Source organism: Hymenobacter psychrophilus, from assembly GCF_900107135.1.
GTDB classification, from domain to species: domain Bacteria; phylum Bacteroidota; class Bacteroidia; order Cytophagales; family Hymenobacteraceae; genus Hymenobacter; species Hymenobacter psychrophilus.
On sequence record NZ_FNOV01000016.1, the window covers coordinates 26,962 to 44,193 of the forward strand.

Consider the following 17,232-nt stretch of genomic DNA (forward strand, 5'->3'; position numbering starts at 1 on the left):
AGAGCTATTAGCTGTCAGCTTCCGTTCATACGCTCGAAAAGACGTCGAATAAAAAAGCTAACAGCTAATAGCTTTCAGCTAACAGCTCAAAGGAATGAAGCTTTACCGCTTGGGCAAGGCCCCTTACATATCGGACACGTCGGGTAAGGGCGGGCTCTATTATGGGGGGCGCTGGCACCCGGTGGGGCGGCAGATTCTGTACACCGCCGAGCATTTGTCGCTGGCCAAGCTGGAGGTGTTGGCCAACTCGCCGGTGCTGCCGCGCCACTACTTCGCCCTGACACTGGAAATACCCGACGATACGCCGCTGCTGGAGTACGCCCCGGCCGACTTGCCCGCCAACTGGCAGCAGGTGCCCTACCCCGCCGAGCTGGCCGAACTGGGCCGAGCCTGGCTGGAGGCGGGCAGCCACTGGGTGTTGCGCGTGCCCTCGGCCCACGCTCCGGCCGAATGGAACTACCTGCTCAACCCGCTACACCCCGACCACAGCCGGCACCTGCGCGTGCTGAGCGTGGAGCCCCACCCCTTCGATGCGCGACTGAAGTAAGCGGTATCCTTACTTTTTTTACGGCAAAAAAGACCGGCGGGTGGCGAATCCGGAAGACGCTTTTTATTTTTTATCAAGGATTTTTCATTATCAGGCATAGCATTGAATAACCGCTCAATAGTCTTTTACAAATTAGCTCATTTGTTCTTGACTATTATTTTTAGCTGCAGTAAATCCGGAGCGCGGTGGAAGGGCGTAAGTGGGGGCAGATTGTTTAACTGACTCTTCCACATCCCCTCTTTGTTTCCGATGAAAAAGCAACTGCTTTCCCTCGCTTTCGTGGCCCTCCTGGGCGGCGCTTCCGCTACCACTGCATCAGCCCAGGCCAAGATGACGCCCAACACCGTAATGGTAGGAGGCATGGCGATGTACCCCAACAAGAACATCGTTGAAAACGCCGTAAACTCCAAAGATCATACTACGCTGGTAGCGGCCGTAAAGGCCGCCGGCTTAGTAGAAACCCTGCAAAGCAAGGGTCCATTCACGGTTTTCGCGCCTACCAACGCGGCGTTCAACGCCCTGCCCGCCGGTACCGTTGAGAACCTGGTAAAGCCCGAGAACAAGGCCACGCTCACCAAAATCCTGACCTACCACGTGGTAGCCGGCAACATGACAGCCGAAAAAATCATGGCTGCTATCAAGGCCGGCAAAGGTACGGCTACGCTCAAAACTGTTAGCGGCGGCACGCTCACGGCCATGATGAACGGCCCCAAGAACATTGTGCTGAAAGATGAGAAAGGCAACGTGTCCAGCATCTCGACCTACGATGTAATGCAGAGCAACGGTGTAATTCACGTAATCGATAAAGTGCTGATGCCCTAACCAGCATCATCCGTATTATTTTAGTAAGTCCGCTCCGATATATTTTTATCGGGGCGGACTTATTTATTTCAGCTAAATAAGATGGTATAACATATAATCAATTGATAAAAGAGAATCCTGAAATCCCAGTTGGCCGGTGACTTTTGGGAGCCACTGCGGTTACCCTCACTCCTACCGTTTACCATCTTCTCCTCGCCCCATGCGCCACTTCACAGCCGCCGACCTCGGCCAGCTCGAAAAGGTTTACCGCCTCAACCTCATCAACGCCATCACTGGCTTCAAGCCGGCCAACCTGCTGGGCACGGCCGATGCTGCCGGGCGCACCAACCTGGCCATTATCAGCTCGGTGGTACACCTGGGTTCCAACCCGGCCCTACTGGGCCTGATCATGCGCCCGCCCTCAGTGGAGCGCCACTCCTACGACAACCTGCGGGCAACGGGCTGCTACACGCTCAACCACGTGCACGAGGGCATAATTAAGGCGGCGCACTACACCTCAGCCAACTTCCCGCGGGAGGTTTCGGAGTTTGATGCCTGTGGCTTCACGCCCGCGTATCACGACGATTTCTCAGCACCCTACGTGCAGGAAAGCCGGCTGCAAATCGGGCTGGAGCTACTGCAGGAACTGCCCATTGAGGCCAATGGCACGGTCATGGTCATCGGCCGGGTGCAGCACCTGTACTTGCCCGAAACGCCCGGCGTGCTCCGCTCCGACGGCTCGCTCGACCTGGCCGCCGCCGGCACCGTGGCCCTCAGCGGCCTCGACACGTACTACGAAGCCCGCCCCGTGGCCCGCTACGGCTACGCCCGGCCCAACCAGGAGTTGGAAGAACTGGATATGTAGGTCAGGGCAAACCCGTCTGCCATGCGAAGCATGTTGTGCTCCGGATGATAGACGGGTTCACGTCGCTCGTTTTAAACCACCCCGAAGCCCGCCAACTCCTCCCAGACGCGATGCACGGGCAGGCCCATGACGTTGAAGTAGGAGCCTTCGAGACGGGTGATGGCCACCATGCCGATCCAGTCCTGGGCCCCGTAGGAGCCAGCCTTGTCGAAGGGCTGGTAGTGGCGGACGTAGTGCTCGATTTCGGCGGTGGTAAGCGGGCGAAAATGCACCCGGGTTTCGTCGGCGAAAACCACTTGGCGGCCGTCGGCGGCCAGCAGGCAGACGCCGGTGTACACCTCGTGGGCGCGGCCCTGCAGGCGCTGGAGCATGGCGACGGCTTCGGCTGCGTCGGCGGGCTTGTTGAGCACGTCGTCGTCGAGGCAGACGATGGTGTCGGCCGTGAGCACTACTTCGCCGGGAGCCAGGTCGGGGGCGTAGGCGGCGGCTTTGTGGGCGGCCAGGTACTCGGCAATTTCGGCCCGGCGCAGGTGGTCAGGGAAGCTTTCGTCCACGTCCCGCAGCCTGATTTCGTAGTCCAGCCCCAAATCGGAGAGCAACTGGCGGCGGCGCGGCGAGCCGGAAGCCAGCACCAGCCGTGGCCGGGCTGCCGGGTCAGTATGCAGCACAGAATCAGACACGGAAAACATCGGTAAACGGGGCGCTGGTTTCGCGCTCGGCAATACTGCTGAACAGGAAACCGCCAATGGTTTTAGGGAAGAAGAACGTGGATTTGGCCGGCATAACGGCCCCCGAATGGCAGACGCGCTCCACTTCGGCCATGCTCACCTCGTTGGTGATGAAGGCGGCCCGGGCCTCGCCCTTGTTTACGCGGGTGAGGCACTCGGGGAAGTTGCGCACGTAGGCCACGCCGGGCCACTGCCGCTGCGCCTCCGAGCCCACAATACCCAGCACTTTTTCGAGTACGAAGTAGTGCAGCACCGTCAGGTCGAGGTTTTTGACTTCCGTGGTCGTGGGCCAGTCGAGCTGGGCATGCACCTCGGGGCGCAGGCGAATTTTGTACACCTCGCCTTCGCCCAGATACAGCCCGAACGCCCACTGCTTACCAGCAATGCGCTCGGGCAAATCGTAGGGGTCGTCGAGGGTGAGAATGGTGAAGTACGGCTCCAGGCGGGCCAGCAGGTCGGGCACATCGGCAATGCCGGGCAGGTCCAGCAGTAGCCGGTGCGTGGGCAGAATCCGCAGGTCGTCGGCCGCCGCGTTGGTGAGGTACATAAGGTGGAAATTCCAGGCCTCGTGCCCCGTATAAGCCTCGCCGGCCGCTGCCTGCCGGGCTTGGCGGTAAGCCAGCGAACCTTCGTAGCGGTGGTGGCCATCGGCCAGGATTACCTCGCGGGCCGCCAGCACGCGCTGGAAATGGCGGATTACATCGGCATCCTGAATAACGGCCAGCACGTCGCGGGCGCCCTGGTAGTCCTCCTCGGTTTCGTAGAGCGGGCTGCGCATGGCCTCGTCCAGGTAGGGCTCCAGGTCGAAGTCCTCGTCGCGGTAGAGGCCGTGGGTGGCGCTGGACTGAAACTCGGTGCGAGCCAGCAGCTCGGCGCGGTCGTTCACGGCGGCGGGCAGCGTGCTTTCGTGGCGCAGCACCACATTCTCGGCCCAGTCGGTGGCCTTAATGTGGCACATAAAGCCCTTGCGGCAGTACTCGCGGGGGCTGCCCGGCAGCCGAAAATACTGATAGTACACGTAGATGCCCGGCAACTCATCCTGCTGCAGCACGCCGGCCAGCTCCCACTCACGCAGCCGCGCCAGGGCCTGGCCGGCGGGGTCATCGCCGCGGGGCACCGAGAGGTGGATGCTGTTGAGCGGGTTCTGGTAAAGTGCCTCCCGCTGCCGGGGCGACACCACATCAAAGAGCGGCGAGACGAGCCGGTCAATCTGGGAACTTAGTCCGGGCCCGTAGCGCCAGCCCCGGATGGGTTGAATTTCAGCCAAACCTGTTGGGTAATGAGGTATAAGGAGATGAGGTAAAATGGTGTGTCATGCTGAGCGGAGTTGAAGCATCTCTACTGCAATGGTAATCCTGATACCAGAATTCAGCACTGCGGTGGAGATGCTTCGACTGCGCTCAGCATGACACCGGTCCTTTCCGCTTTAAGGGGCCAGGCGGTTCAGGTGCCACTGGCCGGCGGCCGTGCGCTCGTACACGATACGGTCGTGCAGGCGCGAGGGGCGGCCCTGCCAGAACTCGACGCGGTGGGGCCGCAGCAGGTAGCCGCCCCAGTGCGCGGGGCGCGGCAGCGGCTGCTGGCCGGCGAACCGGGCTTCCACGTCGTGCTCGCGCTGCTCCAGGGCCTCGCGGCTGGCAATGGGCTGGCTCTGGGGCGAGGCCCAGGCCCCAATCTGGCTACTGCGCGGGCGGCTCTGGAAGTAGTCGGTCGAGTCGGCGTCAGCGGCCTTTTCTACCCGGCCTTCTACGCGAACCTGCCGCTCCAGGCCCGGCCAGAAGAAGGTCAGCGCGGCCAGCGGGCTGCCGGCCAGCTCCCGGCCCTTGCGCGAGTCGTAGTTGGTGAAAAACAGGAAGCCTTCGTCGGCGGGCAGCCCCTTCAGCAGCACGATACGGGCGGCGGGCTGGCCGGCAGCGTCCACGGTGGCCAGGTTCATGGCCGTAGGCTCGTCGAGGCGGGCGGCCAGGGCCTCATCGAGCCAGGTCCGGAACTGGGCCACCGGCTCGGGCAGCACCTCGGCCTCGGTGAGGGTGCGCTGGGAATAGGTCTGGCGCAAATCGGCCAGCTGCTGGTCAGTCATGTAGGTTGAGCTAGTAGCTGAAAGCCAGTAGCTGTTAGCTCTTGTTCTGAAAGCCTTCTGACGGAAGCTAACAGCGAATAGCTTTCAGCTAACAGCTAGAGAGAAACAAAGGTACTACAATGAGCCGGGGCCGGAACCTTGCGCCCCCCGCCGGCCGTAAGAACAATTCTGACGCTCCTTGTTCCTTCATATTCCCAGATAAGCTAACAGCTAGCAGCTGTCGGCCAATAGCTCAACATAATGTCTCGTCTTCGTCCTGGCAGCCTGCTTATCTCCCAGCCCTTTCTGGGCGACCCCAACTTCGAGCGTAGCGTGGTGCTGCTGTGCGCGCACTCCGAAACCGAAGGCTCGTTCGGGCTGGTGCTCAACCGCCCGGCCAACGCGCAGCTCTCCGACGTGCTGACGCTGCCCGGCGGGCAGACCCTGCCCGCGGCGGCCACGCCCCTGGGGGTGGGCGGCCCCGTCGAGCCCGACACGCTGCACTTCGTGCACCAGCGGCCCGACCTGCCCGATGCCGTGGCGCTGGGCGGGGGCGTATATTGGGGCGGCGACTTCGCCCGGCTACTCAAACTGCTTATTGAAGGCGAGCTGACGCCCGCCGACGTGCGGCTGTTTATCGGCTATTCGGGCTGGACCAACGGGCAGCTGACCGGCGAGGTGCGCGAGAAAGTATGGATTGTGGAGCCCGATGCTGCCGCGAAAGTGTTTACTTTGACTACGAATGCCTTTTGGCAGGCCATTTTGCGCGAGAAGGGCGGCCGCTACCGGATGTTGTCCAACTACCCCAGCGACCCAAGTTTAAACTAAGCGGTTGGCTGGCCGCCACTAGCTGCTAGTTTTTTTGTTTCATAACCGCCGATAAGCGCCCGTTCAGACCCAGATTCCTGTAAATCCAGCCATAGAGAGCCCCTCATAACAAGCGCTAACCGCTGCCAGCTACTGGCCAACAGCTACATTCACCCACTGTGCCCCGCCCGCTGCGGGGAGTTTTCGCCGACCCTTATGCATCCCGACCAACCGACCCCCAACGGCGCTTCCGGCTCCGACGCCAACGCCGAATCGCCCCAGCAGATTCTAGCCCGCCGCCTGGCCGAACTCGCTGCCGACAAGCCCGCCGCAACTGGCACGGCTCCAGAAGACATTACCGAGCAGCCCGCCCAGGGAACCACGCCGCTACCCGCCAACCAGCCCGCTGGTGCCGGTACGGCCGAGCCCTCGGCCGCCGCCACAGAAACGGCGGAAGCTACGCACGCCGCCGCCGACCAGCCCAACACGCCCCCCGCTACGGATACCCAGTTGCCTACCAGCGTGCCGGCGCCCCCCGCTCCTACTGCCACCGAGCCCCCGGCCGAAATGCCCGAGCCCAACAACGCGCCCGCCCAGGCGGACGGAGCCACCAGCGCCGAAGCGCCGCACGTTACCCCCGTGGTAGACGTACCGGCCGATGAAACCATGGCCGAAGCGTTGGAAGCCACGCCCGGCGTCGGCTCGCTGCCCACCTCGTCCGACTCCCCGGCCAGCCCCGGCACCACCACCACGGCCCACCAGCCCGCCGCGCCGGCGCTGCCCGAAACGGCCGCCACCCCGGCCGTCGATTTCGATACGCTCGACCTGGCCGGCCAGATGGCCCACCTACGCGGGCTGCTTAGCCAATCCAACGCCGGCAAGAAGCGCCAGACCATCACCGACCTCTACCGCCGCTACGAAACCGGCTTCAAGGCCGACCGTGCCGACCAGCGGCGGCTGTTTGTGGAGGCTGGTGGAACGGCCGAGGACTTCACCTCTACCGATCCGGTGGGCCATCAGGAGTTGCAGCAAGCCTACCAGGAATTTCGCGCCAGCAAAGTGCGCGACGCCAAAGCCGAGGATGAGCAGCGCGGCAAGAATATGGCCCGTAAGCAGGAGCTGCTCGCCCAGTTGCGCCAGTTGGTCGAGTCGGCTGAAACCGAGGACAGCTCGGCCCGCATCAAGAGCCTGCAAAGCGACTGGAAGAACACCGGTCCGGTGCCCCAGACCGACTCGCAGGAGCTTTGGAACAGCTATCACGCCCTGCTCGACATCTACTACAACAATAGGGGCCTGTTCTTCGAGATGAAGGAACTGGACCGCCGCCGCAACCAAGAAGCCAAAGAGGTACTGATCGGCCGGGCCGAGGCGCTGGCCAATCAGTCCAACATCAACAAAGCCACGCAGGAACTGCGCCAGTTGCACGAAGAGTGGAAGCATATTGGGCCGGTGCCCAATGAGCAGCGCGAACCGCTGTGGCAGCGCTTTTTGCAGGCTTCCGAACTGGTACACGGCCGCCGGCAGGAAGCCTCAACGGCTCGCAACGCCGAAGAAACTGCCAACCTGGAGCGCAAAACTGCCCTGCTGGAACAGATTGCGCCCTTCGGCGAGTTTGCAACGGAGCGCGTGAACGAATGGCGCGGCAAAACCGACGAGTTGCAGCAGCTTAAGCAGCAATGGGATGCCGCCGGCCTGGTGCCGCGCAAGCAGGCAGAACAGGTAAACAAGCTCTTCTGGAGCGCCTACAAAGGATTTTTCCAAAAGAAAAACCAGTTTTTCAAATCCCTCGACGAGGAGAAGAACACCAACCTGAAGCGCAAGCTTGAACTCTGCGAGCAGGCCGAGGCCGCCCAGCAGAATCCGGACTGGGAAGCCACCCGCCAGACGGTAATTCAGCTGCAGAAAGAGTGGAAGCTGGTAGGTCGGGTGCCCGAGAAGCAGTCGGACAAAATCTGGAAACGATTTCGCACTGCCTGCGACGCATTCTTTGACCGCAAGAAAGAAGAAGGCCGTCAGCGTGAGCAGCAAGTGCAGCAGCTCAGCGAAGACCAGACCAACCACTTGGCCACCGTCGCCGAAACCATTGCCGGCCTCTCGGCCGAGCAGCCTGGCACGCTCGAGGCTTTCCGCGAGCAGGTAGCCGGCTGGCGTGCCTTCGACGGCGCTACCCGGCCCCAAGCCGAGGAGCGGTTCCAGAAACTGATGGCCCAGTACCTAACCCAAGTACCCGACCTGGCCTATCAGGACCGCACCGACCTGCTCTTCAGCCTGCAGGTAGAGCGCCTCAAGGCTTCGCCTGATTCTCAGCAGCTACTTTACAAGAAAGAGCAGGCCCTGCGCCGGGAAATCAGCGAGCTGGAAAACGATATCTCGACCCTGCAGACCAACCTGGAGTTCTTCGCCCGCTCGAAAAACGCCGCCCAGCTCCGCCAGGAGTACCAGGGGCGCGTAGATGAGGCCCAGACCCGCATCGAAAACCTGAAGCGGCAGCTAAAAGCCGTGCGCAGCTAAGACATAGCAGCATTGAATTCAGTTGAAACACCCCGCTGCTCAGGCAGCGGGGTGTTTTTATTTTTCGGGCAGTTAGACAGTTAGTGCGACAGAGGAGGAAAATTTAACTAATTGCTTGGCCGCTTCCTGTCCAAGACCTACTTTTGTGCCACTTCCCCGCCTCCTTAGCTCAGCTGGTAGAGCAACTGACTTGTAATCAGTAGGTCGTTGGTTCGATCCCGACAGGAGGCTCTAGATTACCCACCCAAAGCACCCGAAAAACCGCTTCTCCCATCGGGAAAGCCGTTTTTCGGGTTTTTTGCGTCTGGGGGAATCGGTACTCCCCGACGTTAAATCCAGGGTTTCCTACGCGAAGGACGCCCCCTTTAACGCCCCCCTTTTTATGGTAACCCAGTTTGTCCTCCGCAGCGACAAAAAAGACCGCGCCGGCCGCTGCCCGGTGCATCTGGTGGTGTATTTCGAAGGCGTCCGCCTCAAGTGCGCCACGGGTGAAAAGTGCAGGTTAGCCGACTGGAATGCTGACAAACAGCACTTCCGCCGCTCCTACCCGCTGGCCGAGGAAGCCAACGACCTGCTGCGGCTCATGAGCGACAACGTGCTCAAGTGGTGGCGCACGTTGCGGGCCACCGGTCAGGCCCCTACCCTGGCCGGCCTGCGGGCGGCCCTGCGCCCCGCTCCGGAGCCGGAGCCGACCACCGTCCGGCCGGTGGCCGTGGCCTACGAGCAGTACCGACAGGCCATGCGGGCGCGGGGCTACTCGCGCGAAACGCTGCGCCAGCACGTGGTGGCCCGCAACTGGTTTACAGGCTTTGAGCAGTGGAGCGGCCAGCCGCTGGACCCCGGCACCTACGATCTGGCCCGCCATGATGCGCTGCTTGGCTACCTGCGGGAAGTGCGCGGGCTGGCCCCGAACTCGCTCTACACGGCCGTGAAGGATTTGAAGTCGTTTCTGCGGTTTCTGCGCGATGAGCGGGCCGTCTGCGTACCCATTGAGTTGCGCCGGCTGGTGGCCAAGCCGGCCGACTCGCCCAAGCTGTATCTGTCGGCCGCTGACCTGCAGGCTCTGGCCTCGGCCATGCTGCCGGCTAACCTGGTGGCCACCCGGGACGTGTTTCTGTTCTGCTGCTACACCGGCCTGCGCTACTCCGACGTTTCGGCCCTGCACGCGGGCAACCTGCAGGAGTGGAACGGGGGCCGGCTGCTGCGGCTGGTGCAGAGCAAGACCCGCGCCGGGGTTAGCATCTACCTGACGGCGGCGGCCTCGGCCATTTTAGACAAATACGCCGACGCTGAGCGACTGCGGCTGCTGCCCGTGCATCCCAACCAGGTGATGAACCGCTACCTCAAGCGGGTGGCCCGGCTGGCAGGCCTGACGGGCTCGGCCGACCTGGTAAGCACGGGCGACGGGGGCATTATCCGGGCGGCGGTGCCGACCTGTGAGCTGGTGACGATGCACACGGCCCGCCACACCTTCGCCACCCAAAGCCTGCTGCGGGGTATGCCGGTGGAGGTGCTGCAGAAAGTACTAGGCCACAAGAAAATCCAGACCACGCTGATTTACGCCAAAATCGTGGAGGACTTTCAGCACCACACCATGCGGCGGATCTGGGAAGGCAGCCCGCCGCAGGAAGACGAGCTGGTGGGCGCAGTATGCGCGGTGGAGCCGGCGGCTTAGCAGTCCGGCGGGCCCCGCGCATACCTAAGCCATACTTAAGCCATGCTTAAGAGGCGGGCGAGCCATGGCCGGGGCTAGCGCCGGGGAAGGACTGGCACGCCGTTGATGGCAGCGGTGACTTCGGGCTCGGGCAGGCGGGTGTAGGCGCAGAACTCGCCCACCGACACGTAGGAGCCGGCCGGCTTGCCGAGCGCGGCGCGAATGCGCTGCAGCAAACGCTTACCGGCCGTGTACTGGGTGCCAGTCAGCCGGGCTGCGTCTTTGGGGTAAATGCATACCTGGGTCATGTGGGGTATTGTGGGGGCGGTTGGGACAAGTGAAGATACAACGCGCCGGGCAACTGAGTAGGTTCGGGAATGAAACGGAATCGAACTTCCCTCCGCCCCCCTGCTTCGCTGCTGCTTAGGCGGTTGGCTGCGCTGCTGCTGACGGTGGCGGTAGTCGGCACACCGGCACGGGCCCAGGAGCTGGTACGGGTGAGCCGGGTGGTGGATGCTGACACCTACGAGGTGCTCAGCCAGAGCCGGCGCGAGCGGGTGCGACTACTGGGCGTGGATGCGCCCGAGCGCAGCCAGCCGTTCGGGCCGGCGGCCACCGACTCGGTGCGGGTGCTGCTGAGCGCGGCCGGCGGACTGGTAGAGCTGACGCGCGTCGGCACCGACCGCTACGGGCGGCGGACGCTGGGCGCGGTGCGCGTGCGCCTCGCTCCTACTCAGCAGCTCGGGACCCTGGATTCGGTGCTGGTAGCACGGGGCTGGGCCTGGGCCTATGCGCCGGGCCGGCAGCGGGTACGCTGGGTACAGGAACAGCAGCGGGCCCAGGCCGGCGGCCTCGGGCTGTGGCGCTGCGGCGTGGGCGCGGCCGTGCCACCCTGGCTGTGGCGGGAGTTCAAACAGGAAATAAAGCGGCGCTACCGGGTTGACTGCCCCCGGTAGGGCAAAGACGCAGCGAAGGCAGTCAATTTCTTCTCACCCTTTTTCCCTACCACTATGGCACGTCAGACCGGCGTAATTCAAATCAGTGGCACCGTGGGCGGCGTAGTTTTCGCCAAAGACGGCACGGTGCGCCAAAAGCAGGGCTCCAACAAGAGCCAGTTCAATTCGTCCGCCTCCATGCAGCGGGTGCGCGAGAATGCCAGCGAGTTTGCCACGGCGGCCTCCTCGGGTAAGCTCGTGCGCGACGCGCTGCGTCGGGTGGTGGCCCTGGCCTCCGACCGGCTCATGGTTTCGCGCCTGGCCCAGAAGATGAAGCAGATTCTGAATCTGGACGAGGACTCCGACCGCGGCGGCCGGCAGGTGCTGCCCGAGAACCTGCCCACGCTGGTGGGCTTCGACTTCAATGCCGGCTCGGCCTTGTCGAGCACCTACTTTGGCCGGGTGGAGCCCACGCTGGACCGGGCCACCGGCACCCACGCGGTGAACTTGGGCGAGCTGAACCCCTCGCGCGACGTAGCCGCTCCGCAGGGCGCCACCCACTACCGCATCAATGCGGCCGTGGCCAGCGTCAACTTTGAGACGGGCACTTACAACAGTGTCGAGGTGAGCACAGCGGAACTGCCGCTGGACAACGCCGTGCGACCCGCTGAAAGCCTGAGCCTGCCGCTGGTGGCCCCGGCCGACGAGTCGCTGGTGGTGGCCGTGGGCGTGGACTTCTTCCAGCAAATGAACGGCAAGTTCTACCCGCTCAACTCCAACGCCTACAACGCCCTAAGCGTGGTGGCCGTGGGGTAAAGTAGTAGTGAGTAGGGGGTATTGAGTAGTGAGTGTCGTTCAACGGTACCGCGAAAAGCCCGCTACTCACTTCTTTTTGCCGCTACCTACTAGTCGGGTACCTACTAGTCGGGTACTCAGTACCCAATACTTACTACTAAATACTAAACACATGGCTACCACCCCTTACCAGCGCCAGTTTCGTACCCGCATGAAGCGGGCACTGCGCCTGCGGGCTTCGTCTGATTCGAAGACTCGGCGTTATGCCCAGAAGCTGGCCGACGCGCTGCGCCTCAGCCAGGATGCGGCCGCGCAACTCAATGCGCTCAACCAACTCTACAACGTGGACGTGAGCACCCAAACCATCCTCATCCACGACCTGCTTGATGCAGTGCAACCCGACCAACTCGGCACGGTGCTCGGGCAGAGCACGCCGGGCGAGGAGCTGCAAATCTTCAACCCCATTCCCGATGGCAATGGCGGGCAGCCGCTGCCGCTCGATGCGCTGTTTGGCGAGGCCGTGACCGGGCCGCCAGTGGTCATCATCACTCCTCCGGAATCGTCCAGACCCGGGGGCGCAGAAGAGGCCATCGCCATCAGTCAGTTGCGGTCCCAGGACGTGGGTAACGGCAACTTCAATATCGTGGTGCAGGCCAGTGCGCCCTCGGGCGGCTACCACCTGGTCAACGACTTCGCGCCCTACGCCTACGATTTCCGGAACGGGGATGAGATGTCGTTCACCTTCGACAACGCCACGGCCGGGCAGCGGGTGCAGTTCGTTTTCACCGACGCGGCCAACCCACAGTTGCGCGAGGAGCGGACGTTGACGCTGGCGTAAGCTGCGACCGGCCTTGCAGCCTGCAGCTAAATACAGAACGCCCCGGCCAGTTGGTCGGGGCGTTTTTGGTTTAATGCGGTTGCAAGCATTCAGACGACAAGATACGAATAGGCATTTTATCTACATCAATTGCAAAATTGATGCAGTCAAATCTGATCATGATACCTGATCTTTAACAGAAGATTTTATTTCAATAGTTATTATTTTGAATAGTATATACAAGCAGCGAAACATAGACATGAATATTTCTATAAAGCAAATAATAGAAATCAAAATAATATGTCTATACGTAATGGTGCCACTGAATATTAATGCTAGGTATAATAATAATGCGCTTAGAATTAGTCCAATAATTGCGCCTTTAAAAATTTTAACTATCGATCCATAAGCCCAGCTATTAAACAATAATTCAATCCCTGAATTTGATTCATTAATGCCCTTATAAGATAAATTAGCTCTAATAGAGACTATGATAGTCAAACCAGTCAAGATGAACCCCGCTAATGAAATAGCCGTGCTTGCCAAACTGTCTAATACAGTAGGCAGGTCTAAAGTGATAAGAGGTAAATATTTCGCAAAAAAGTGCAGAATTAAGACAATGAGTCCAATTAAGAGCGCATCCCATAGTAACGGCGCAATGAAATATACATTGAGGGCTTTTGTTTTCATATCAACTTCAATCTACTCATCTCAGCTAGAGTTTTCTCGTAAAAATCCGCTGTAACAAGTGTGTTTGATTTTGGCTTTCGCTCAAATCTTAAGCGGCTGCTTTCTTTGCTTTCTAATAAGTCAAACAAATGAAGCAAGTTATTGTGTTCAGTATCTTCACCTCTAACTTGAAGTTTTTTGAATAAATTTATTTTTGTTGGATCCTTGCCGAGTGCTATGGCCAAATCATTTACAAAGTTAGTCACAGCACCAGTTGATTCCTTTTTCTTATAATCGAAGCCAAAGTGAATTCCAACTTTGTCCGAATCTAGAAACTTCTCTGTTACTTCCAATGCCGTGCCTAATTGTTTATTTGTTTTTTTAATAGCCTCTATATCATCTCGATATGCTTCTACTATGACTTCAGATGCACGACCAATGCGACGCTGCAGTTCCTTTAAGACATTGTCACTAATCAGACGACGCATCGAAATTGCCTGAAGCTTTACTTTCTCTCCTACTGAGCGCCAGTACTTTTCAATTTCATGAGATTTGGCGCCTGCTTCGTTGTACTCTATAGCTAATCTTTTTACCCGTTTTTTATAAGAAAGTACAAAGTGGGTTGTCTCTACAAAACCTTGATGTTCCTTTAGCTCGACTTCTGAAGCAATGTCTTCATTCATATCTAACAACTCAGGCGCTAGGTCTCTAACTAATCGAACTTTGCCCTTAACAAGTTTGAGAACTCCGTCATCGATGAACTCAACATCCTGTACAAATAAGATACGCCCGCCAATTTCTTTATATCTGTCCGATGCTTTATCCCTAGACATTTGTACAATCATGCGGAAGAGTTCTAGGAAATGGTCTTCCTTCTTTAAGTCATCATTGAAACTGAAATCAATGCTGAAATAATGTACCGTCCGAGGAACGCGAACTATAGTATCGCTCATGTTGAAGTAGATTAAAATGAAGGGGGCAATTAGTGGCTGACTTACTAATAGTCAGCTAAACAAGAAAAAGAACGAAGGCGTACCCAACCTTCCAGCCAATTTATTCTAGCATTCCTGGAATTAGCTACCGCCGGCTGCTCAGGTACGCCCGGGCCACGTAGCCCTCCTGGTCGCCTAACTCGGCACTCTCGGCTGATACCCGAGCCCACTTGCTGTCCACCAACTCCAGGATGGTCACGCTGTCGCCGGCATCCAAGATCCGCAGTACATCGGCTTCGGCGCTGGGCTCAGACCGCAGGTTGAGCGTGGAGGCGGCTACCACGTAGCGCATGTTCTTGACTAGTACTGTTCTGGGCCGGGTAGTGGTGGCGGAGCTACCATAGCTGCTGCGCGTGCTGGTGGAGCGGGTGCGGGCCGGGGCCCGATACGTGTGCACGGGCGCCGAGTAGCTGGCGCACACTCCGCATGTGCCGCCCCCACCGGCGCAGTGGCCGCAGGCGCTGCAGTTGCGGCACGAGCGGCAGTACGCATTGCCGGAGCAGCGGCCCAGGGCAGCGGCTAAGGTCTTGGCAGAACGGGCAACAGGTTTGCGGGTGGTGGGGCCATCTTTGGGCCCGGTATTGAACAAACCTGCCCCCAGGGCCAGCAGTAGCAATGATTTCATCGGAGATAGAGGGAAAGTAGCAGCCGGCAACTTATACCGGATAATGCGTAAATCTGCTGATTTTACTGCTTCTGTCCTATCCGTACACGGATGTTATTTCTACCGCCACACTAAAGCTAGCAACTAAGGTCAGAAAGGTGCCCATATATTAGCCGCTATGAAAGAAGGGCAACGCCTCTGGACCCGGGATGAACTGTTGGTGGCCATCAACCTGTACTGCAAGCTTCCGTTCGGTCAGCTGCACAAGGGCAACCCGGAAATCATCCGGCTGGCGGCCTTGCTGGGGCGTACGCCCAGCTCCATTGCCCTGAAGCTGGTGAATTTCGCCAGTCTGGACCCGAGCCTGGACCGGGTGGGTATGAGCAATGCAAGCAAGCTGGACCGGCAAGTGTGGGCAGAGTTCTATGCCGACTGGGCCGGGCGGGTGCTAGAAAGTGAGCAGCGGCTGGCCGAAGCCCAGCACCTGACGCTGGAGGAGGTAGCTGAGCAGTATGAGCCGCTGCCGCCGCAACCGGTGGGCCGTATGAAAGAGCAACTGGTGAAAGTGCGGGTGAACCAGCAATTTTTCCGACGCACGGTCCTGGCCGCCTACGACAATACGTGCTGCGTGACGGGGCTGCGGCAGCCGGCGCTGCTGGTGGCAGGGCATATCCGGCCCTGGGCCGTAGACGAGGCCAACCGGCTGAACCCGCGCAACGGGCTGGCGCTAAATGCGCTGCACGACCGGGCGTTTGAGTTGGGTCTTTTCACCATCCGGCCCGACGATTACGTGATTGAGGTGGCACCGTCCGTGCGGCTGAGCAGCCGGCCCGATGCGCAGTCGGCCGGGGCGTTGCTGGGCCAGTACCATGGGCAGGCGCTGCGGCTGCCGGCGCGGCGGCGGTTTCTGCCGGACCCAGAGTTTCTGGACTGGCACCGGACCAAGTGGAAAAGCACACACGTGTAGCTATTTACCCCGCCCGTCGCGGCAATGTGCTCAATACTTTCAGAGCCTTGTGGAAGCTTGCTGAGCTGGTAGTCTTACCTTTCAGGGCCTACGGAGGGCGTTATTCAGTTCCGCTGCTTATGAGCTTGCCAATTATAGATTCGCTGGGATTTCAGGCGGAAGCTGGGCACGATGTTACAGGCCGGGTTTCCATTGCCGACCGGTTCCCTGCCTCGAAGAGTCGTTGCGGAATTTACCTGCTGCAGTTCAGTGACGGCACCTTCTATATTGGTCAGGCGGTAGATGCTGTCCGCCGGTTTGCTCAGCACCGCAAGAACTACGATACAATCGTTCGCCACTGGTTTCAATCTGTTGCCAAAGGGCAGCTGGACCAGGTGGAGCAGCGGCTGATTCGGCAGGCGGAGGCAGCGGGCCTGCTGCTGACCAACAAGACCTTCGTGACCAACGTGGTGGGCGACACTGACCTGGATTTGCTCGTGTCGCCGGCCGAGCAGGCGGTCTGGCTGGCGGACGGACACCCGCTGGACAACGAGGGAGTGGATTTGAGCCAGTCGGTTGAGGAGAAGTTCAAGGTGAAGTACCGGCAGAACTTCCGGCAGCTGCAGCGGCTGCCAGCCTATACCCGCGTGCAGGTTTTGCTGCGCGCTTACATCACGCTGGGCATTCCGGCTTACAAGAAAACCGAGCAGGCCTTCTGGGCGCTGAGCTGCCTACCCTCCACCAGTGGAGGCAGCCGCTACTTTACGCTGAACATGAATGGCATGGAAGTGCTGGCAGCGGGCAGCGAGAAGGCCACCAACCAGGGCTTTGTTTTTGCCATCGTCACAGGCAGCTTCTACTCAACTCCGGCAGAGAAGGCCCGCTTTCTGCGCGCTTACGCCTACAATATTGAGTCCACGACTTATCAGGCGGCCGGCACCGACCAATACCGGATTAATTTCAAGGGCATGAGCTTTCTGCTGACGGCACTGCAACAGGAGCCAGCCTTCCGACTGAGCGTGCGGGAAATGAGTCTGCGCCTGATGCGCAGAGGCGGGACCATCTATTCGCCCTATCACTGCTTTGATTTAGCCGAAGATGTACTGCGCGGCTAATCAGAAACCAAGGTTAGCACGAGTACCTATACACTTCAGGTCAGGTCCTGCACCGGGGCATCGGGGGCCTCGCGCAGCACGACCTGGATGCCGTGGTCGCGGGACTGGGCGGTGGTGTACTTCTCGCTGCGGCCGATAATTTCGCCGTTGGCCGCCACGTGGTTGAAGCCGTATTGGCCGCTGGCGAAATAAGACTCGAAGCGGTGGGGCTGGCAGTTGGTCTGCACCGAGCGGATGCCGTTCTGGCAACTGGCCTTGGTGGTATAGCCCTCGCCCGACTGGACGATTTCGCCGTTGCCGGCGCGCAGGTGATACCAGTACTGATTACTGCTGTAGAAAATCTGGAAAGCGGCCATAGCGTGAGGGTTGAGTGGTGAAATGATGCAG

General features: G+C 59.9%; 19 protein-coding genes and 1 tRNA gene. 12 read left to right on the forward strand and 8 right to left on the reverse strand.

Translation table 11 applies throughout. The features are described 5' to 3' along the window. Positions 1-94: 94 nt before the first annotated feature. The 3 genes from BLW21_RS18740 to BLW21_RS18750 all read left to right on the forward strand — a co-directional run bounded on the left by BLW21_RS18740 (position 95) and on the right by BLW21_RS18750 (position 2,213). On the forward strand, positions 95-547 hold the full coding sequence (locus BLW21_RS18740) for an RES family NAD+ phosphorylase (protein ID WP_092743280.1): 453 nt from the start codon (positions 95-97) through the stop codon (positions 545-547). 249 nt (positions 548-796) lie between these two features. Then, the gene (locus BLW21_RS18745; protein WP_092743282.1) at positions 797-1,369 is read left to right on the forward strand and encodes a fasciclin domain-containing protein; all 573 of its coding nucleotides are present in this window, start codon (positions 797-799) and stop codon (positions 1,367-1,369) included. Positions 1,370-1,568: 199 nt separating this feature from the next. Next, positions 1,569-2,213: a flavin reductase family protein gene (locus tag BLW21_RS18750; protein WP_092743284.1), complete on the forward strand. Its 645-nt coding sequence runs from the start codon at positions 1,569-1,571 to the stop codon at positions 2,211-2,213. A 71-nt stretch (positions 2,214-2,284) separates the two neighbouring features. Here BLW21_RS18750 and BLW21_RS18755 read toward each other — a convergent pair whose 3' ends face one another. The 3 genes from BLW21_RS18755 to pdxH all read right to left on the reverse strand — a co-directional run bounded on the left by BLW21_RS18755 (position 2,285) and on the right by pdxH (position 5,021). Then, complete coding sequence (locus BLW21_RS18755; RefSeq protein ID WP_245711964.1) at positions 2,285-2,893, reverse strand: Maf family nucleotide pyrophosphatase; 609 nt, start codon at positions 2,891-2,893, stop codon at positions 2,285-2,287. Next, positions 2,886-4,208, reverse strand: a complete 1,323-nt coding sequence (locus BLW21_RS18760; protein ID WP_092743288.1) for a DUF1015 domain-containing protein — start codon at positions 4,206-4,208, stop codon at positions 2,886-2,888. Before BLW21_RS18760 ends, BLW21_RS18755 begins: the two co-directional genes overlap by 8 nt. 159 nt (positions 4,209-4,367) lie before the next feature. Further along, positions 4,368-5,021, reverse strand: coding sequence for a pyridoxamine 5'-phosphate oxidase (gene pdxH / locus BLW21_RS18765; protein ID WP_092743290.1), 654 nt, complete (start codon positions 5,019-5,021; stop codon positions 4,368-4,370). 240 nt (positions 5,022-5,261) lie between these two features. On the opposite strand from pdxH, the gene BLW21_RS18770 reads away from it, so the two are divergent. The 4 genes from BLW21_RS18770 (at position 5,262) to BLW21_RS18785 (ending at position 9,993) form a co-directional block, all read left to right on the forward strand. Continuing rightward, the gene (locus BLW21_RS18770; protein ID WP_092743292.1) at positions 5,262-5,828 is read left to right on the forward strand and encodes a YqgE/AlgH family protein; all 567 of its coding nucleotides are present in this window, start codon (positions 5,262-5,264) and stop codon (positions 5,826-5,828) included. A 195-nt stretch (positions 5,829-6,023) separates the two neighbouring features. Then, the gene (locus BLW21_RS18775) at positions 6,024-8,318 is read left to right on the forward strand and encodes a DUF349 domain-containing protein (RefSeq protein WP_092743294.1); all 2,295 of its coding nucleotides are present in this window, start codon (positions 6,024-6,026) and stop codon (positions 8,316-8,318) included. 158 nt (positions 8,319-8,476) lie between these two features. Beyond that, a tRNA-Thr gene (locus BLW21_RS18780) sits at positions 8,477-8,549 on the forward strand. 151 nt (positions 8,550-8,700) lie between these two features. Next, entirely contained in the window at positions 8,701-9,993 is a 1,293-nt protein-coding gene (locus BLW21_RS18785; protein WP_092743296.1) for a site-specific integrase, read from the forward strand. A gap of 74 nt (positions 9,994-10,067) precedes the next feature. Here the strand turns inward: BLW21_RS18785 and BLW21_RS18790 are convergent, their stop codons facing one another. Then, positions 10,068-10,280 (reverse strand): hypothetical protein, encoded by a 213-nt coding sequence (locus BLW21_RS18790; protein WP_019949677.1) that lies wholly within the window; start codon positions 10,278-10,280, stop codon positions 10,068-10,070. A gap of 123 nt (positions 10,281-10,403) precedes the next feature. On the opposite strand from BLW21_RS18790, the gene BLW21_RS18795 reads away from it, so the two are divergent. From BLW21_RS18795 to BLW21_RS21910, 3 genes are all read left to right on the forward strand, one after another. Further along, on the forward strand, positions 10,404-10,928 hold the full coding sequence (locus tag BLW21_RS18795; RefSeq protein ID WP_092743298.1) for a thermonuclease family protein: 525 nt from the start codon (positions 10,404-10,406) through the stop codon (positions 10,926-10,928). 54 nt (positions 10,929-10,982) lie between these two features. Continuing rightward, positions 10,983-11,723, forward strand: a complete 741-nt coding sequence (locus BLW21_RS18800; RefSeq protein ID WP_092743300.1) for a hypothetical protein — start codon at positions 10,983-10,985, stop codon at positions 11,721-11,723. A 151-nt stretch (positions 11,724-11,874) separates the two neighbouring features. Continuing rightward, positions 11,875-12,540 carry a hypothetical protein gene (locus tag BLW21_RS21910; protein ID WP_245711965.1) on the forward strand — a complete coding sequence of 222 codons (666 nt, stop codon included), beginning with the start codon at positions 11,875-11,877 and terminating at the stop codon, positions 12,538-12,540. A gap of 156 nt (positions 12,541-12,696) precedes the next feature. On the opposite strand, the gene BLW21_RS21325 is transcribed toward BLW21_RS21910, so the two are convergent. From BLW21_RS21325 to BLW21_RS21640, 3 genes are all read right to left on the reverse strand, one after another. Continuing rightward, positions 12,697-13,209, reverse strand: a complete 513-nt coding sequence (locus tag BLW21_RS21325) for a hypothetical protein (RefSeq protein ID WP_139255317.1) — start codon at positions 13,207-13,209, stop codon at positions 12,697-12,699. Continuing rightward, positions 13,206-14,141 (reverse strand): hypothetical protein, encoded by a 936-nt coding sequence (locus BLW21_RS18810; RefSeq protein ID WP_092743302.1) that lies wholly within the window; start codon positions 14,139-14,141, stop codon positions 13,206-13,208. Before BLW21_RS18810 ends, BLW21_RS21325 begins: the two co-directional genes overlap by 4 nt. Positions 14,142-14,265: 124 nt before the next feature. Continuing rightward, positions 14,266-14,805 (reverse strand): SH3 domain-containing protein, encoded by a 540-nt coding sequence (locus BLW21_RS21640; protein WP_092743304.1) that lies wholly within the window; start codon positions 14,803-14,805, stop codon positions 14,266-14,268. Between the two features lie 157 nt (positions 14,806-14,962). Between BLW21_RS21640 and BLW21_RS18820 the strand changes: the two genes are divergently transcribed. Together BLW21_RS18820 and BLW21_RS18825 are read left to right on the forward strand one after the other, a co-directional pair. Further along, a complete protein-coding gene (locus tag BLW21_RS18820; protein ID WP_092743306.1) occupies positions 14,963-15,751 on the forward strand; it encodes an HNH endonuclease in 789 nt (262 codons plus the stop codon). 119 nt (positions 15,752-15,870) lie between these two features. Next, positions 15,871-16,845 carry a GIY-YIG nuclease family protein gene (locus tag BLW21_RS18825; RefSeq protein WP_092743308.1) on the forward strand — a complete coding sequence of 325 codons (975 nt, stop codon included), beginning with the start codon at positions 15,871-15,873 and terminating at the stop codon, positions 16,843-16,845. A 35-nt stretch (positions 16,846-16,880) separates the two neighbouring features. Here the strand turns inward: BLW21_RS18825 and BLW21_RS18830 are convergent, their stop codons facing one another. Next, positions 16,881-17,201 carry a YegP family protein gene (locus BLW21_RS18830; protein ID WP_092743310.1) on the reverse strand — a complete coding sequence of 107 codons (321 nt, stop codon included), beginning with the start codon at positions 17,199-17,201 and terminating at the stop codon, positions 16,881-16,883. Positions 17,202-17,232: the final 31 nt, after the last annotated feature.

Excerpts from the sequence above, each read along its gene's own strand:
- BLW21_RS18785 (WP_092743296.1), top strand. The coding sequence starts at position 8,701 with ATGGTAACCCAGTTTGTCCTCCGCAGCGACAAAAAAGACCGCGCCGGC.
- BLW21_RS18750 (WP_092743284.1), top strand. The coding sequence starts at position 1,569 with ATGCGCCACTTCACAGCCGCCGACCTCGGCCAGCTCGAAAAGGTTTAC.
- BLW21_RS18820 (WP_092743306.1), top strand. The coding sequence starts at position 14,963 with ATGAAAGAAGGGCAACGCCTCTGGACCCGGGATGAACTGTTGGTGGCC.
- BLW21_RS18770 (WP_092743292.1), top strand. The coding sequence starts at position 5,262 with ATGTCTCGTCTTCGTCCTGGCAGCCTGCTTATCTCCCAGCCCTTTCTG.
- pdxH (WP_092743290.1), bottom strand. The coding sequence starts at position 5,021 with ATGACTGACCAGCAGCTGGCCGATTTGCGCCAGACCTATTCCCAGCGC.
- BLW21_RS18830 (WP_092743310.1), bottom strand. The coding sequence starts at position 17,201 with ATGGCCGCTTTCCAGATTTTCTACAGCAGTAATCAGTACTGGTATCAC.
- BLW21_RS21910 (WP_245711965.1), top strand. The coding sequence starts at position 11,875 with ATGGCTACCACCCCTTACCAGCGCCAGTTTCGTACCCGCATGAAGCGG.
- BLW21_RS21325 (WP_139255317.1), bottom strand. The coding sequence starts at position 13,209 with ATGAAAACAAAAGCCCTCAATGTATATTTCATTGCGCCGTTACTATGG.
- BLW21_RS18810 (WP_092743302.1), bottom strand. The coding sequence starts at position 14,141 with ATGAGCGATACTATAGTTCGCGTTCCTCGGACGGTACATTATTTCAGC.
- BLW21_RS18740 (WP_092743280.1), top strand. The coding sequence starts at position 95 with ATGAAGCTTTACCGCTTGGGCAAGGCCCCTTACATATCGGACACGTCG.
- BLW21_RS21640 (WP_092743304.1), bottom strand. The coding sequence starts at position 14,805 with ATGAAATCATTGCTACTGCTGGCCCTGGGGGCAGGTTTGTTCAATACC.
- BLW21_RS18775 (WP_092743294.1), top strand. The coding sequence starts at position 6,024 with ATGCATCCCGACCAACCGACCCCCAACGGCGCTTCCGGCTCCGACGCC.
- BLW21_RS18790 (WP_019949677.1), bottom strand. The coding sequence starts at position 10,280 with ATGACCCAGGTATGCATTTACCCCAAAGACGCAGCCCGGCTGACTGGC.
- BLW21_RS18825 (WP_092743308.1), top strand. The coding sequence starts at position 15,871 with ATGAGCTTGCCAATTATAGATTCGCTGGGATTTCAGGCGGAAGCTGGG.
- BLW21_RS18800 (WP_092743300.1), top strand. The coding sequence starts at position 10,983 with ATGGCACGTCAGACCGGCGTAATTCAAATCAGTGGCACCGTGGGCGGC.
- BLW21_RS18745 (WP_092743282.1), top strand. The coding sequence starts at position 797 with ATGAAAAAGCAACTGCTTTCCCTCGCTTTCGTGGCCCTCCTGGGCGGC.